This window comes from Providencia sp. Je.9.19, from assembly GCF_051129765.1.
Lineage (GTDB): Bacteria > Pseudomonadota > Gammaproteobacteria > Enterobacterales > Enterobacteriaceae > Providencia.
Genome location: NZ_JBCPSS010000008.1, coordinates 59,641 through 75,453 on the forward strand (window position 1 = coordinate 59,641; position 15,813 = coordinate 75,453).

15 protein-coding genes are annotated in these 15,813 nt (G+C 37.8%); 4 read left to right on the plus strand and 11 right to left on the minus strand.

Annotated features, from left to right (window positions below; all coding sequences use genetic code 11):
- The first annotated feature begins 163 nt into the window (after nt 1-163).
- Nucleotides 164-1,147, plus strand: coding sequence for a quinone oxidoreductase (locus AAZR93_RS19630; RefSeq protein ID WP_294104637.1), 984 nt, complete (start codon nt 164-166; stop codon nt 1,145-1,147).
- Between the two features lie 57 nt (nt 1,148-1,204).
- Here the strand turns inward: AAZR93_RS19630 and dusA are convergent, their stop codons facing one another.
- The 8 genes from dusA to AAZR93_RS19670 all read right to left on the minus strand — a co-directional run bounded on the left by dusA (nt 1,205) and on the right by AAZR93_RS19670 (nt 9,252).
- Nucleotides 1,205-2,251, minus strand: a complete 1,047-nt coding sequence (dusA, locus tag AAZR93_RS19635; protein WP_294104639.1) for a tRNA dihydrouridine(20/20a) synthase DusA — start codon at nt 2,249-2,251, stop codon at nt 1,205-1,207.
- A gap of 399 nt (nt 2,252-2,650) precedes the next feature.
- Nucleotides 2,651-2,860, minus strand: a complete 210-nt coding sequence (locus AAZR93_RS19640; protein ID WP_294104641.1) for a DUF1471 domain-containing protein — start codon at nt 2,858-2,860, stop codon at nt 2,651-2,653.
- 279 nt (nt 2,861-3,139) lie between these two features.
- A complete protein-coding gene (locus AAZR93_RS19645) occupies nt 3,140-3,322 on the minus strand; it encodes a hypothetical protein (protein ID WP_294104643.1) in 183 nt (60 codons plus the stop codon).
- A gap of 520 nt (nt 3,323-3,842) precedes the next feature.
- Nucleotides 3,843-4,163 (minus strand): HigA family addiction module antitoxin, encoded by a 321-nt coding sequence (locus tag AAZR93_RS19650; RefSeq protein WP_434720807.1) that lies wholly within the window; start codon nt 4,161-4,163, stop codon nt 3,843-3,845.
- Between the two features lie 77 nt (nt 4,164-4,240).
- A complete protein-coding gene (locus AAZR93_RS19655; protein ID WP_434720808.1) occupies nt 4,241-4,546 on the minus strand; it encodes a type II toxin-antitoxin system RelE/ParE family toxin in 306 nt (101 codons plus the stop codon).
- 150 nt (nt 4,547-4,696) lie between these two features.
- Nucleotides 4,697-5,632, minus strand: a complete 936-nt coding sequence (locus AAZR93_RS19660; RefSeq protein ID WP_336429525.1) for a nucleoside hydrolase — start codon at nt 5,630-5,632, stop codon at nt 4,697-4,699.
- Nucleotides 5,633-5,806: 174 nt separating this feature from the next.
- Nucleotides 5,807-7,966, minus strand: coding sequence for an ornithine decarboxylase (locus AAZR93_RS19665; protein ID WP_434720809.1), 2,160 nt, complete (start codon nt 7,964-7,966; stop codon nt 5,807-5,809).
- A 272-nt stretch (nt 7,967-8,238) separates the two neighbouring features.
- Nucleotides 8,239-9,252, minus strand: coding sequence for a mechanosensitive ion channel family protein (locus tag AAZR93_RS19670; protein WP_434720810.1), 1,014 nt, complete (start codon nt 9,250-9,252; stop codon nt 8,239-8,241).
- A 291-nt stretch (nt 9,253-9,543) separates the two neighbouring features.
- Here AAZR93_RS19670 and AAZR93_RS19675 point away from each other — a divergent pair, with 291 nt between their 5' ends.
- Complete coding sequence (locus AAZR93_RS19675; RefSeq protein ID WP_434720811.1) at nt 9,544-10,329, plus strand: APH(3') family aminoglycoside O-phosphotransferase; 786 nt, start codon at nt 9,544-9,546, stop codon at nt 10,327-10,329.
- Nucleotides 10,330-10,393: 64 nt separating this feature from the next.
- Here AAZR93_RS19675 and AAZR93_RS19680 read toward each other — a convergent pair whose 3' ends face one another.
- The 3 genes from AAZR93_RS19680 to rbsK form a co-directional block, all read right to left on the minus strand.
- Nucleotides 10,394-11,410: an aldose 1-epimerase family protein gene (locus AAZR93_RS19680; RefSeq protein WP_434720812.1), complete on the minus strand. Its 1,017-nt coding sequence runs from the start codon at nt 11,408-11,410 to the stop codon at nt 10,394-10,396.
- Between the two features lie 66 nt (nt 11,411-11,476).
- The gene (gene fucP / locus AAZR93_RS19685; RefSeq protein WP_294104662.1) at nt 11,477-12,784 is read right to left on the minus strand and encodes an L-fucose:H+ symporter permease; all 1,308 of its coding nucleotides are present in this window, start codon (nt 12,782-12,784) and stop codon (nt 11,477-11,479) included.
- A gap of 279 nt (nt 12,785-13,063) precedes the next feature.
- Nucleotides 13,064-13,984: a ribokinase gene (rbsK, locus tag AAZR93_RS19690; RefSeq protein ID WP_336429533.1), complete on the minus strand. Its 921-nt coding sequence runs from the start codon at nt 13,982-13,984 to the stop codon at nt 13,064-13,066.
- A 169-nt stretch (nt 13,985-14,153) separates the two neighbouring features.
- Between rbsK and deoC the strand changes: the two genes are divergently transcribed.
- Together deoC and deoR are read left to right on the plus strand one after the other, a co-directional pair.
- Complete coding sequence (deoC, locus tag AAZR93_RS19695) at nt 14,154-14,822, plus strand: deoxyribose-phosphate aldolase (protein ID WP_294104664.1); 669 nt, start codon at nt 14,154-14,156, stop codon at nt 14,820-14,822.
- A gap of 46 nt (nt 14,823-14,868) precedes the next feature.
- Nucleotides 14,869-15,648, plus strand: a complete 780-nt coding sequence (gene deoR / locus AAZR93_RS19700) for a DNA-binding transcriptional repressor DeoR (RefSeq protein ID WP_434720813.1) — start codon at nt 14,869-14,871, stop codon at nt 15,646-15,648.
- Nucleotides 15,649-15,813 lie beyond the last annotated feature (165 nt).

Sequence of the window (15,813 nt, forward strand, 5' to 3'; positions counted from 1 at the left end):
TGCGCTTGTTGCGGCTTTCTTTCTTCGTCCCTTAAAGGAAACTAAAGAGTACAATATGCTAACTCATAATTATTGTTATTGTGTATAGCGTTAAACTCATACGATTGATATTGTTAATGCATACACATGAAAATAAATGCACTTATACCCGTTGGAGATTGTCATGGCAAAACGTATTGAATTCGCACAAGCAGGCGGTCCTGAAGTTCTGAACTTTGTAGATTATTCCCCGAACGAGCCTACAGATAACGAAATACAAATAGAAAATCACGCTATCGGCATCAATTTTATCGATACTTATGTCCGCAGTGGGTTATATCCTGTTGCCAATTTACCCGCAGGCCTTGGCACAGAAGCCGCCGGTATTGTCGTAAAAACAGGCTCCCAAGTAACAGGCTTCAGACCTGGAGACCGCGTTGTTTATGCACAAGGCCCTTTAGGCGCTTACAGTGAAATTCACAATGTACCTGAAAGTGCAGTCGCCCATTTACCTAATGATATTTCATTCAAACAAGCCGCTGCCTGCTCGTTGAAAGGAATGACTGTTTACTATTTGCTCAATCAGACCTATCAGGTTAAGCGTGATGAGATATTTTTATTCCATGCCGCCGCTGGCGGTGTTGGTCTCATCGCTTGTCAGTGGGCAAAAGCACTCGGTGCCAAGATGATAGGAACAGTTGGTTCAGATGAAAAAGCATTACGAGCCAAAGATGCTGGCGCTTGGCAAGTGATTAACTACCAAACAGAAGATATCGCTGCTCGCGTTAAAGAAATAACAGATGGTGAAAAAGTCAATGTCGTTTATGACTCTGTAGGTCAAGCTACATGGCTAGCATCACTTGACTCATTGAAGCGCAAAGGTTTAATGGTCAGTTTTGGTAATGCATCAGGTCCCGTTACCGGAGTGAATTTAGGCATTTTAAATCAAAAGGGTTCTTTGTACGTCACAAGGCCTTCACTTAGCGGCTATGTGACAAATAGAGCAGAATTAGATCAAGCCAGCAAAGCATTGTTTGACATGATATTAAGTGGAAAACTCAATGTTGATGTACCTGAATCGCAAATATTTGCACTAAAAGATGCACAGCAAGCTCACCGCATCATCGAACAAAGACACACTCAAGGATCAAGTTTGTTAATTCCTTAAGTGATTAAAAGGGCGTCAATATTAAAGTTAAATGCATTGACGCCTTTTTGAATTTACTTATTCACCTTGAGTCACTAGGGCAAGTGCCTGCTCAACAACCGCCAAGTCAGCACCTTTTTTATGAGCATTCTCACTCAAATATCGACGCCACTGACGTGCTCCGGGTATGCCTTGGAAAATACCTAACATGTGACGTGTCATGTGCCCCAAATAAGCCCCTTTTGAGAGTTCATTTTCAATATATGGGTACATCTGCCTAACGGCTTCAATACCATTAACGACAGGGTATTTATCATCAAACAATTGGTTATCCACAGCAGTAAGAATCGATGGATTTTGATAAGCTTCTCGTCCAACCATCACACCATCCAGGTGCTTTAGGTGTTCTTTAGCTTCTTCTAGTGTTTTCACTCCACCATTAATTGCCATTGTTAAGTGTGAAAAATCACGTTTTAGCTGATAAACGCGAGGATAATCAAGGGGTGGAATTTCTCTATTTTCTTTCGGACTCAGACCCGATAACCACGCTTTACGTGCGTGGATAATAAACATCTCACAACCACCCTTAGTTGAAACCGTATCGATAAAATCACACAAAAATTCATAACTATCTTGTTCATCAATACCAATGCGCGTTTTTACTGTAACGGGAATTGAAACAACGTCTTGCATTGCTTTTATACAATCAGCAACTAACTGTGCATCCCCCATCAAACAAGCACCAAAACGGCCATTTTGTACTCTATCTGACGGACAGCCTACGTTTAAATTAATTTCATCATAACCACGTTCTTGTGCCAACTTGGCACACTGTGCTAAAGCCGCAGGGTCACTTCCCCCAAGTTGCAGTGCAACAGGATGTTCTTCCTCACTAAAAGCAAGATAGTCACCTTTTCCATAAATGATTGCACCAGTGGTTACCATTTCAGTATAGAGCAAAGTGTTTTTACTCAATAAACGATGGAAGTAACGACAATGGCGGTCAGTCCAGTCGAGCATCGGCGCAACGGAGAATCGATTGAGATTTTGATAGCCACGACTCTTTGTTAATGGCGTGGTTTGAGCTGTAACTTGGCTATGTTCTATAGTTTGATTTTGTGGCATGTTTATTTTTCAGGTCTATGTCGATTTTACGGCTACGAGACTAGCCCGAGCAGATAAAAGAATACAAATAATGAAGTATTGTAGCATAGAGATACCACAGTGCTATTGGTTGTCAGAATTGATGAGCTATAAACTCATTAACACCCGAATTGATACCGTTTAAATAAAAATATTTTCTTTTAAAAACAAATAGTCCCCAATATTGGCTATCCAATAATTGAGGACTATCACATGATAACAAATTAAAGCTGGCAAAATATCAAAGTAAGTTATGAGCCAAACATTACTGTTATTAAATTAGGTTTAATGACATAACAGTGATATTTAACTATTACACTTAAAATTACTCAATAAGTTTTTTATCGAAATAATTTCAATGACATTTCTGAGTAAATATAGTTATTTAGTTTCTGCGCTCATTGTGACAATATTACCAACTCGAGCACTAGTAATAGTATAGCTTTCTGCACCAATCGCTTTCGCTTTTGCTGCGATAACCGCTTCAGTAGAATCAAGCGTATCGCCTGTTGCAGTTAATGTAGCCGCAGATGCACCAAATGCCATCATGGATAATATAGAAGCTGCCATCAAAGTTTTAATCATGTTCATTCTCTTATTCCTTCATTGTATATTTAGGGAGGTAACCCTTGTTACCTTCGATGAAACTATCATACCCTCAAATACAGTTTAGGTTAAAGCTAATAAAATGACTGTTCATATTCAAATAAATTGAATAAGATTAAAGTTAATAGAATAGAAAAAATTGATCATTTAACTGAACAATAATTAATTCATTAAAACAGTAAATGAGTTTAATAAGTGTGAACCTACCAACTAGATAGGCTGATACATTGCCGTATTTGATCAACTAGGTGAAGATGAAGGGAGTTAATAGGGCTTACGCAGTTGCTGTTCTCTATTAATATTTTGATTTTCTTTAATGCTATTTAGCACACTATCTGTATAGGGATCTATTTTTACATCTTTTTCATTCGGCGTATTTGCTTGATTATTTGATGTTGTACAACCCGATAAAAATAGAAATAAAAACGTTAACATTGCCTTGTTCATCATCAACTCCTCTTGTTCGTGTCATTATATTAACCAAATTATCTTATCATCATAATTTCAGAGGATATTTTTTAAATCATTTAGATTTTTTTACTTTTTCTAGGTTGTATTCCAATGCATTAATTGACATTGAAGCTAAAAAATCATAATAATTTGAAATTAAAGACTTTTTATTCCACCCAGCCAATAAACCCAATATAAGATAATGACAATAAAAATATCACCATAAGGCGCTGTAATACTTTAAGCATTGCGATAAATCGTTTTACTTGTTTCATAAAATTTAAACCCGCCTATAAGAACTTCAATTATTTAATAATTATCTTATTTTTCGCTATCAGAATATCAATAGAATGGCATTTCTCAAAAATATATTTATTTATTTTGCATATTTCGTTATGTATTCATCATTTAGACAAAACAGATAACAAAATCAAAAAAACACATTATGGCAAAAGCCACTAACTCATACTGTGGCTTCCTTTTATGACAATAAAAACGGCCTCACCTTTTATGCAACTTATTTAGATTTTGCTTTTAAAAAATCCTCGTAATACATAATTTTGTTAATTTCTTCTTGCAACCTAGGTTCATTATTAACTTCCCATATATCAATGGCTTGCTGTAGGTTTATCCAAAACTGTAAGCTTGTATCAAAAGCTTTCGCCAACTTAAAAGCCATATCGATAGATAGCTTTCTATTGTTATTAACCAAAGAGCTTATTGTATTTCGATGAACACCTAACAATTCAGATAACTCATTGATCTTCATGCCAGTAGGTATGAGATATTCATAAAGTAATATATCTCCTACACTTGCTGGTTTTCTTGTTGCCTGCATGGTTAACCCCTTGTTTATGGCTTTAATATTTAATAATCAACGTTTCTTGTTATTGTTTTACAACATTTTCTTTTAATTTATACATCTTTATGAGGGTCTAAATATAACGCAGTAACAGCATCATCCCATTTAAATATTAATCTATACTGCCCATTCACGCGGATGGAATAATAATTATCTAAAGGTGGTTTTAGCTGTTTAAATCTGTTTCCGGGTGGGCTTTTAAAATCGCGTAATGTTGTCGCCGCATTTAACATATCTAACTTACGTGCTAGGACAGAATTCATTGTGGTTGGTATCAATTTATTTAATTTACCGTAAACATAGAACAATCTCAGATACTCATCCCTAAAATATAAACGACAATCACCCTTTCCATTCACACAAGCCTCCCTGGTGAACAATCCATGTTGATAGAGTTTACGAGAGACAATAGCATTGAAATAAAAAATGCACAATAGCACTGTGCAACTATGCATTCTTTTAGAATGAAAATTTACGTTCTCTTTTTAGGTTTTCACAATTTTACTGTATCAACCAATATTTTTTAGTGCATTAATAATCAACGACCAAAATTTATCGTGATCCAATTTTACTGCGACCTGTGTATGGCAATCTATTGGGGCAGGATGACGAAAATCGGCGACCGTCATCCCTAGAGTCAACGAGCCAGTTAGTTCAATATCAATAGGCACCTTTTGTGTTGTCATCACAGATGGGTCAATCACATAAGCAACCGCGCAAGGGTCATGTACTGGCGGCGCATCAAATCCTTGAGCCTGTTTGTACATTTTTCCAAAAAAGTCTAATAACTCAACCACGAACTGTGAGCAATTTGTATTAAGACTGGCAATTTTAGCCACAACATCAGGTGTTGCTAAAGCTTGGTGAGTAAGATCTAAACCCACCATAGTTAGTGGCCATTTTTCATTAAAAACAATATGTGCAGCTTCTGGATCTATCTTGATATTAAATTCAGCGACAGGGCTCCAATTACCGACATGGTAGCCACCGCCCATCAATACCACTTCTTTTACTCGCTCAACAATACGAGGTTCAAGTCTGGCAGCAAGAGCAATATTTGTCAGCGCCCCTGTTGGCACTAATGTGATGGTTTTCGGTGGGTGAGACATAATGGTGTCAATAATCAAGGTAACCGCATGTCGCTTATCAAGCGTTAACGTCGGGGTTGGCAATGTAGGTCCATCAAGCCCTGAGTCTCCATGAATATCTGGAGCAACCTCCACTTCTCGAACTAAAGGACGAACAGCACCTGCTGCAAAAGGAATACCGCGAATATTTGCCATTTCAGCAATAGCCAGCGCGTTATGTGTAACTTTTTCAAGTGTTTGGTTACCCACAACAGTGGTGACTGCGAGTAAATCAATGTCAGGATTACCGTAAGCTAATAATAAAGCGATTGCATCATCATGACCGGGATCGCAATCAAGAATTATCTTTTTTGTCATAACCTTACCCTTAACATAAAAATGGAGTCAGCTATTGTTAGGGACTGTTGATCTTTACTGCTTATTTTTACAACAAATAAAGAATGGCCATCAAAGATCAACAACTCCTAGTCTGACTCCAATTTAACTATCTGATAAGGTAAAATCTATGCGTTATGTCTGAATGCAAAAAATTTATTTTAAAACATGTGCATACACACGCTTAGGAGCATCTTCATCTTTAGAAATATAGACACCTTGTAACTCAGGTGCAAAGCCCGGTAACGCATTAATACCCGCTTCTAATGCCTTAAAGTAGCGCAATACAGGCCCTGACCATACTTCTCCTGGCACCACACATAAAACACCCGGTGGATATGGCAAAGCACCTTCTACCGCAATCCGGCCTTCTAACTCATCAAGAGGTAATAACTCACAATTACCGCGAATAAACTCTAAATGCGCCTGTTGTGGGTTCATTTTCACAACAGGGAAATGCTTTTTACGAAACATCTCTTTTTGTAATTGCTTAATATTGTCGTTCACACTTAGTTGATGCATTTCTTGGCACAAACGGCGCAATGTATAACCTTGATAATGTTCCTGATAACGTACATAAACAGAAGGTAATACTTCTTCTACTAATGCATCTTCATCCAGTAACTGTTCAAATCGTACTAAATGAGAAACTAGCAACTCCAATTTTTCTCTCGTTTCTGCCGGTGTGAGCAAAAATAAAATGGAATTCAGATCGCATTTTTCAGGAATAACGCCGTGTTCACGTAAAAAGTGCGCCAAAATCGTCGCAGGAACACCAAAAGATTCATATTCACCACTTTCAACATCAATACCCGGTGTCGTCAGCATCAATTTACACGGATCAACAAAATATTGATCTTGTGCATAGCCATCAAAAGCATGCCAACGTTCATGAGGAATAAAATTAAAAAAACGCTGCTGCGATGCAATTTGCTCGGTTGAATATTCATGCCACGGTAAACCGTCAACGAATTCAGGCACAAAAGGCCTGAAATAACGACAATGCTTAATAATTGATTTTCTAACTTCTATGCCTTGCATCACACAATCCATCCACATCATTTCCCCCGCTTCCCCTTGATGCATACGGGCATTAACATCTAGCGATGCAAACAATGGGTAAAACGGGCTTGTTGAGGCGTGCATCATAAAAGCATTATTAAGCTTTTTATGGGAAACAAAACGCTCTTGCCCTTTAATATGATTATCTTTTTTATGAATTTGAGATGCTTGTGAGAAACCTGCTAACTGCTTATGTACTGATTGTGTCACCATAATACCCGGATCATTTTCATTCAATTCAAGTAATAATGGCGAACATTGGCGCATCATCGGAATGAATTGTTCATAACCAACCCAAGCAGAATCAAATAAAATGTAGTCACATAAATGACCTATTTTATCAACTACTTGCCTTGCGTTATAGACAGTTCCATCATAGGTACCAAGTTGGATTACAGCCAAACGAAATGGTCTGGCAGCAGTAGATTTTTCAGGCATTACATCAGTTATCAACTGACGTAAATAATCTTCATCGAAGCAATGAGCATCAATACCACCAATAAAACCAAACGGATTACGTGCAGTTTCAAGATAAACGGGAGTCGCACCGGCTTGAATAAGCGCCCCATGGTGGTTTGATTTGTGATTATTTCGATCAAACAATACGAGATCACCCGGCGTCAATAAAGCATTAAGTACCACTTTATTTGATGAGGAGGTTCCATTTAGAACAAAATAAGTTTTGTCTGCATTAAATACACGAGCGGCGAATTTTTGAGCCTCTTTTGCCGCACCTTCATGGATAAGTAAATCTCCCATGGCGACGTCTGCGTTACATAAATCCGTGCGAAACAAGTTTTCACCATAAAATTGATAAAACTGTTCTCCCGTCGGGTGACGGCGGAAAAATTGCCCGCCTTGGTGACCTGGGCAAGCAAAAGTCACATTATGTCCCGCAGCATAATCCATCATTCGTGCAAAAAATGGCGGTAATAACTGTTCAAGATACTGATTTGCAGCATCAAGCAACTGTTGGCTATTTTCATCACGAGCAGCAACTGCGGGTAGCAATAATGCTGTCAAATATGGCGGTTTTTTTTCATTATTTGGTAGCTGTTTATCACTAATAATAAACAGCGGAATACTGAGCTTACTTTCAGCAACCCTTTTCCACAGCCCTTGATTAGCATCTTGTTCAGATAGCACTACAGCGGCAATATTGTTGAACTGCGCATCGCGAATGTCTACCCACTGAAATTCATCAGTGAAATAGGTTGCGACCCCCTGGCTACATGCCACATTGATTGTTTTCATAGCAGTCTGGCTCTTGGTTAGCTGAGGAAAAGAGGCGGTCAATATACTTGATAGATAACAAGATTGGAATTAACAGAATGAATGCAAAAATATTCAAGATTGATTAAGCGAATTATTTTTTATAAGCCTCTGGTTAATAGCATAAAAATCCTAAAAGCTATCACTCGTACCATTAGAAATAAATTTCATTAAAAATAATATTATCAGATTAACCGACTAATAAATAATTATTCAACAGTCTATTAGTCGGCTGATTTAAGGTGATTGGGACGTTAGTTGTTTTTTTCTATATACAGAGTCTGCGTAGGATAAGCAAAGTCAGCGCCATGACGTTTAACTATTTCAATAATTTTTAGATATACCTCTTGCTGAGCCGCCAACCATTCTGACCACACGGTGGTTTTTGTAAAACAATACACCATAATATTCAATGATGAATCAGCAAATGCATCGAAATACACTAATAACGTTTGCCCCGTATCAATATTTTCATCTTGTTGTAGCATGGTACGAATTTCATCTACAATCGCACCCATTTTATCGGCATCTTCGTAACGTAAACCCAGTTCAGTTTTAATACGACGATTAGTCATACGTCCTGGGTTTTCCACACTAATAGATGAAAATACCGAGTTAGGAATATAAAGTGGGCGGTGGTCAAAAGTGACAATTTTTGTGATCCGCCATCCAATTTCCACAACAGTACCTTCTATATTTCTATCTGGTGAACTCACCCAATCACCAATGTTGAATGGCCTATCAAAGTAGAGCATTAACCCTGAAAAAAAGTTACTCAGGACATCCTTACCGGCCATACCAATAGCAATACCGCCAATTCCCCCAAATGTCATCAACCCTGACAAGCTCATGCCAAAATGCTCACCAAACAATAAAATGATGAGGACAAAAACCGCGGTTTTAAATACACGAGCAACAATACGGGCAGAGGTAGGGTCGCTGCCTTTTTTAATCTGTTTTTTCTCTAACCGATTAGCGAGTTGAAATAGTTTTCGCATTAAAATCAATGCAATTAACGCAGTTGTCAGAAAATTAACTAGTGGTGTAGAAATAAAAGTTAAATCAAAATCACTAGAAGCCATATCCAAATATTGAGCAGCAACCACCACAATTGCACATAAAACAGCAGTTTGGATGACATGCACTAAAATACTTTTTCGTTTATGCTTATGTCTTTTACTCATCGCCTCGAAAACAACAAATAATGCGAGACCAACAGCAATAATCGTCATGCCCACTGCATATTTTTCGAGTAGTGTTTCTATCATACTTAATCGCCCTATGACTTCATTCTAATGGTATTATTTTAGTCAACTTACATTTGCTATATGCTGTAATTTATAAATATTGTCACTAAGATAACAATTATAAATATAATTTTCCCAATAATTATCAATAACGTTTTAGATCATCAATAAATAAGGCCACTTAGCAAATTATTTAACTTAAAAATGGCTAATCACTCATGAACAAAGCAGCAATAAAGCTAATCTCTTCATAAAATAATGTTAGTCTTTATCTATTGTTATCCACAATAGATACTATTAAGCATTAATAATATGACGCACATTATTTCTGTACCTCCGGCTATTCAAAAAATCATCAATAACCGCCCCTATCAAAAAAGCGAAGTTGGGCTATCAGCATCTGATTTATATCTTTTTTCAGATTGTGTGTTAAAAATTGAAACAATTAATGAAGAATCTCAGCAAGAATATAAGGTAATGAGTTGGCTTCAAGGGAAGCTGCCTGTCCCAAATATTATTGAAACCGCTTATAGTGATACTCATCAATACTTATTAATGAGTCGTTTGAATGGACAAATGGCTGAAGATAAACAATTTCTGCAACAGCCAGATGTATTAATTAAAACGCTTGCCCAAGGCTTAAAAAAATTATGGGTGCTCGATACTCAGGATTGTCCCTTTCTCTGCGATTTAGATTATAAGCTTGAACTGGCACAAAAACGAATTGAACAAGGTTTATGTGACATTGAAGATGCCGAAACTGGCACTTATGGCGAAGAGGGTTTTGCTGATCCAGCAGCGCTATTAATGTGGTTAAAAGATAATCGTCCTAGTGAAACATTAGTCTTTTCTCATGGCGATTATTGCTTCCCTAATATATTTATCGAGAACAATGACATTTCAGGTTTTATCGATTTTGGGAGAGCGGGTTTATCAGATGTCTATCAAGACATTGCACTCTGTTATCGTAGTATCTTACATGACCTTCCATCCAATAAATCCATCAATAATTATACAAATTTATTATTCGATGAACTTAATTTAACCCCTGACTGGGATAAAATCCGTTACTATATTTTACTTGATGAATTATTTTAATTCCGAGCAAACAAGCAGTTTATGACCATCTATTTATAACTACCTGTTTGCACAGAGAATAACCTTAACTTTCAACACCTGTTGTCACAGTAAATTGACGATTTTCACCAGCATCTAACCAAATTAATGTTTGATTATTTTTGGCAGCAAGAAAACCTTCAGGACGACAAGTCGCAGGAAGAACAAATGCACCCACTTTTTGGTCGCCATTATATAAAATCCAACGAGTCGCATAGTTCAACTCATTAGATTTAAAACGTGTCACAAAGGTATTACCTGCTGGTGATGTCATCTTAAACTCAGGCTCTGCGGTATACTGAGCCAAATTATCCATAAAAAAGACAATTTCAGGGTCGCACATCTGCGGCTGGTTGAGCTGATTTAATTTAATATCACCAGACTTCAATGATTCATTAAAATCTAACCACTGCTGAGTTGGGTGAACATGCCCCGGTATAGACTCACGCAATTTTATTGCGTTTTCTGGGATATTTTGACTCAGTGATGCGTTATCTACATAGGCATAATTCATATGACACATATATTGTAGCGGCATAGGGACAGACGCCAGATTAGTGACTGACATATGAATATCAAATAATGAACTACCCGCATTTAATAATACTGATGGTGCAGCACAATAGTGATGTCCAAAACCCATCACATACTCATATTCACCACAAATACGAATGCTAGTTTCATTAATCTCAAGCCATGCATTATCCATTGATGCACAAGGCATTTCGCCATGTAGTGGGTGGGTGTCCTCTGGTGATGGGCAGCCATTACTGATTAAACCTGAATGAAAAGCAAAACAGCCATAAGTTTCAATAACCGTTGGAACGCGTTTAGGCTCTGAAAACATATTTTCCATTTTCAGATTTTGGCCACAAAATTCTGCATCCCAAATCATTTGGCCTAAAAATGGTAAAATAGTTAAATAACCTTGTTGGTTTTCAATTCTCAGTCCTTCAACACCACTGCTATAAGTAAATGCAGTGACAGAAAACTGGTTATTTTTCAAAATTAATGACGACTTTTCCGTAAATAAGCGTTTGTGAAGCGGAATTATTGTATTCATTTTCATACTCACGGTTTAGTTAGGTGAATTTGGGCAGGTAAACCTACCCAAGATTTATTAAATCTATTATTTCGCTAATTGTTTTGTTTTGAAACGACGCTCACTAACAAAATAGATACCGACATAGACAAAACAGAACATAGAAACTAGGAATGAAAGTTGTAAGGAATGTAGTACATCGGCAACGTAACCTTGAATGGCAGGTACAACTGCGGCACCAACAATTGCCATCACAATCACAGCGCCGGCCATTTCAGTATGTTCGTTATCAACCGTTTCCAATGTGCCAGCGTAAATAGTTGCCCAGCAAGGTCCAAATAGAATACTCACCATAACCGCTGCGTATACCGCAGTAAAACTAGGAATAAAGGCAACATAAATGAGGAATAACGCGCCAATTACTGAGTAAATAATCAATACTTTTTCAGCATTAAAACGTGTCATTAAAATATTAGCGATAAACTTACCAATAAAGAAGCACGCGAAGCTATACACCATAAAGTTAGATGCATCACGTTCATTAATATCACCCATTTCGAGCGCTAAACGAATAGTGAATGACCAAACCGCTACTTGCATTCCCACATATAAAAACTGAGCAATAATGCCTTTTCTGAAACGGCTATTTTTTGCTAAATATTTTAATGTGTCCATGGCTGATGGGCGTTTATGATCTTTAGTCTCAGCAACTTTACATTTAGGGAATTTAGTGATTAAAAACAACGCCATTACGACCACTAGCACCATAATCATATAACGATATGGCTCAAGGGTATTTTCTAACATCTCCAAGCGAAATGCATGGAGTTGCTCTGGATTCATGCCCGCCATTTGGTTTTGCAGGCTATCCCCTTCAGAGAACACTAAATACTTACCTAACAAAATACCGCCCGCGGCACCAATTGGGTAAAAAGTCTGGCTAATATTAAGACGTAATGTGGCATATTCCCTTGGACCAATCATTGAACTGTATGTGTTCGCTGCGGTTTCAAGGAAACTCAAACCAATAGCAATCGCAAATATTGCAGCTAAAAACATGGTATAGGTAGCCATGTGAGAAGCAGGGAAAAATAAGGAACAACCTGCGATATAAAGAATAAGCCCAACCATAATGGCGTATTTATAACTGGTTTTTTTAATCACTAATGACGCAGGGATCGCTATCAAAAAGTAACCACCATAGAAGGCACTTTGTACTAACGCAGAAGCAAAGTTACTCAGTTCAAAAACACTTTTAAACTGAGTGATGAGAATATCATTTAGTGCCGCAGCACATCCCCATAGCGGAAAAAGGCAAGACAGTAGGATAAATTGAAATAGAGGTGTCTTACTCAGGTAACCATCAGGTAGCTGAGTGATCTTATTAATGTTCATAGGGTACCCTTATATACTTATCATACTTCCAGATGCTTGATCGTTGGCTGCACTTATCCCTCCGATTCACATACTTAATAATGTATGCTTATCGAATTGTTTCAATTGCCACCTACATGCATCCCGAATTATGTGTGTATAGTTATAATATTAACCCACTGAACCCTGCTTTATTGCTCTATTGGCAGCATTTGAGTTCAGTCGGTGTTTACTCAAAATCATTCAAGTGCAAGAAGTCGGTAAGAGATACCGAAATCTGCATCTGAAAGATAACGAATATCAGCTATTAAGTTGAACAAACTCACTAAACTGCTCAATACTTGGATAAGACGATTGGGTGCCTTTTCCTGTCACACTAAATGCAGAAAACATCACCGCTTTTTTCAGTGCTTCTTCAATATTGCCCGTGTGTACATAATAATGTGCAAAGCATCCGATAAAAGCATCGCCAGCGCCGCTCGTATCAATGGCGTTCACTTCAATCGCAGGAAGATACAACTCACTATCACGCGTCATCCACAACACGCCTTTTTCACCTAATGTCACAATAAGATTTTTCAACCCTTTGTCGAGAAGAGACTGCGCTGCACGACGAACATTATCCATAGTGTTAACTGGCATATTGGTTAAAATTTCCAGTTCAGTTTCATTAGGAACAAAGAAATCGCAACGGCAAGCAAAATCAAGATCTAAAGTACGCTGAGCAGGTGCAGGATTAAGTAAAACAGGAATACCGTTTTTATTGCCGAATGCGATAGCGTGATAAACAGTTTCAAGTTGCACTTCAAGCTGCAATACAATTAACTTACATTTTTTTAAGTCTTCAGCTGCACGTTCGATATCTTCTGGTGACAAAAATTTATTGGCACCTTTCACAATCAAAATACTGTTAGATGAGTTTTGATTGACAAAAATGGGCGCGACACCACTTGATGTACAAGGTACTTTTTCAACATAGCGCGTATTGATGCCATAGGACTCAAGATTACGAATGGTATTATCGGCAAAAATATCATCGCCCACTTTTGTTAACATAATCACTTTTGAGTTAAGCTTCGCAGCGGCAACCGCTTGATTAGCCCCTTTCCCACCACAACCAATTTTGAACGCTGGCGCTTCTAATGTTTCGCCTTCTTTTGGCATCTGATCGATGTAAGTGATCAAATCGACCATATTTGAGCCTATAACTGCTATATCCATAATGTCCCTCGTGTTAAATAAATCACATAATGATATGATAGTAACACTATCATGTTGCAATAATATCATTTGTGATTAAGATCTCGAATAACGAATGTACAAGTGTTATATCTGCAACATTTCATCATTCTTTGTTACCTAATCCACATTTATATAGGAAGGTTTAAAAATGCAAGATTTAGCAAAATATATTGACCACACTCTACTTGCTGCTAATGCTACCGTGAGTGACATCAAACAGCTATGTGCAGAAGCCGCAGAACATCATTTTGCATCAGTTTGTGTGAATACGGCTAACGTTCCTTTAGCGAGTGAATGCTTAAAAAATAGCGATGTTAAGGTCTGCTGTGTGGTAGGCTTTCCGTTAGGCGCTTGTTTAACAGAAGCAAAAGCATTTGAAGCTGCGGAAGCTGTTCGCCGTGGCGCTGATGAAGTCGACATGGTTATCAATGTCGGTATGCTAAAAAGTGGTGATTTAGAATTCGTTCGCAAAGATATTGAAGCAGTATTTGCGGCTTGTGGTAAAGCAACATTAAAAGTTATTTTAGAAAATTGTCTGTTAACTGATGAAGAAATTACACAAGTTTGTGAAATTTGCCGCACAATTAAAGTCGGTTTTGTGAAAACTTCAACAGGTTTCAGTACAATGGGTGCCACTGAGCACCATGTTGCATTAATGCGTAAAGTGGTTGGTGATGAAATTGGTGTTAAAGCATCAGGTGGCGTTCGTGACCGTGAAACCGCAATCAAAATGATTAAAGCGGGTGCTAACCGTGTTGGCGCAAGTGCGAGTGTCTCGATTGTAACCGGAGACAATACAACACCAAGTGATTACTAAACGGTGTGGCGCGGCAAGTCCGCGCCGTTATAAAAAGGATGGATCGGTGATAGAAACAAAACAAAAAGAACGCCTTCGCCGCTTAAGTGAATGTCTGAAACGTTCAGGACGCATTCATCTTAAAGAAGCGGCCCGCATACTTGAAGTCTCTGAAATGACAATCCGTCGAGATTTAGGTGCTGATACTGAAGGCCCTATCCCCATGTCTCTACTTGGGGGTTATATTGTTTCTGTCACACAACCTGGCACACTTGTCACCAATGAGCCGCAAGCAGATGTTTTCACGCCAGATCAAACTGAAGAATTGTATATACCCAATTTAGCCGCCAGTATGGTCACCGATGATGATGTGATCTTTTTTGATAACGGCATTGAAATGGCTACACTAATTTCGCTTATCCCTGATGAAATAAATTTCACAGGAATTTGTTACTCTCATAACGTTTTTCTTGCTTTAAGTCAGAAAAAAAATGCCACTGCCCTTTTATGTGGCGGTGAATATCGTCCTAAAAGTGATTCATTTTATAGCCCAACCTTGCCATCCCTTCTTGATTCAATAAATCCTAAAAAAGCATTCATCTCTGCATCTGGTGTACACAGTACCTATGGAGTCACCTGCTATAACATTGATGATTTACCAATGAAGAAAAAAGCGATGGAGAAATCCATTCGTAAAATATTATTAGTGCAATACAACTTATTTGATGAAGTAGCCACAGCCAATATGGGCGAGCTATCTCAGTTTGATGTCGTTGTAACCAATCGGCAGTTATCTGATGAATATGAAGCTTACTGCCGAAATGGTTTTGTGAAAGTCATCTATTAGAAAAATAATATGTGCGTTTTTAAGCTAATTTTCGACACGTTTTATTAATGTGTCGATACAATCGACATAACGTACAAACATGTACGTTTTAAGGCTCTTTTTCGACATGTTTTATTGATGTGTCGATACAATCGACATAATGTCCAAACATGTACGTTTTAAGGC

What these genes read in the sequence shown, in the direction of transcription:
- AAZR93_RS19660 (WP_336429525.1), bottom strand. Translation starts at nt 5,632, where the DNA reads ATGACAAAAAAGATAATTCTTGATTGCGATCCCGGTCATGATGATGCA.
- AAZR93_RS19665 (WP_434720809.1), bottom strand. Translation starts at nt 7,966, where the DNA reads ATGAAAACAATCAATGTGGCATGTAGCCAGGGGGTCGCAACCTATTTC.
- deoC (WP_294104664.1), top strand. Translation starts at nt 14,154, where the DNA reads ATGCAAGATTTAGCAAAATATATTGACCACACTCTACTTGCTGCTAAT.
- AAZR93_RS19670 (WP_434720810.1), bottom strand. Translation starts at nt 9,252, where the DNA reads ATGATAGAAACACTACTCGAAAAATATGCAGTGGGCATGACGATTATT.
- AAZR93_RS19680 (WP_434720812.1), bottom strand. Translation starts at nt 11,410, where the DNA reads ATGAATACAATAATTCCGCTTCACAAACGCTTATTTACGGAAAAGTCG.
- fucP (WP_294104662.1), bottom strand. Translation starts at nt 12,784, where the DNA reads ATGAACATTAATAAGATCACTCAGCTACCTGATGGTTACCTGAGTAAG.
- rbsK (WP_336429533.1), bottom strand. Translation starts at nt 13,984, where the DNA reads ATGGATATAGCAGTTATAGGCTCAAATATGGTCGATTTGATCACTTAC.
- AAZR93_RS19630 (WP_294104637.1), top strand. Translation starts at nt 164, where the DNA reads ATGGCAAAACGTATTGAATTCGCACAAGCAGGCGGTCCTGAAGTTCTG.
- AAZR93_RS19650 (WP_434720807.1), bottom strand. Translation starts at nt 4,163, where the DNA reads ATGCAGGCAACAAGAAAACCAGCAAGTGTAGGAGATATATTACTTTAT.
- dusA (WP_294104639.1), bottom strand. Translation starts at nt 2,251, where the DNA reads ATGCCACAAAATCAAACTATAGAACATAGCCAAGTTACAGCTCAAACC.
- AAZR93_RS19675 (WP_434720811.1), top strand. Translation starts at nt 9,544, where the DNA reads ATGACGCACATTATTTCTGTACCTCCGGCTATTCAAAAAATCATCAAT.
- AAZR93_RS19640 (WP_294104641.1), bottom strand. Translation starts at nt 2,860, where the DNA reads ATGAACATGATTAAAACTTTGATGGCAGCTTCTATATTATCCATGATG.
- AAZR93_RS19645 (WP_294104643.1), bottom strand. Translation starts at nt 3,322, where the DNA reads ATGAACAAGGCAATGTTAACGTTTTTATTTCTATTTTTATCGGGTTGT.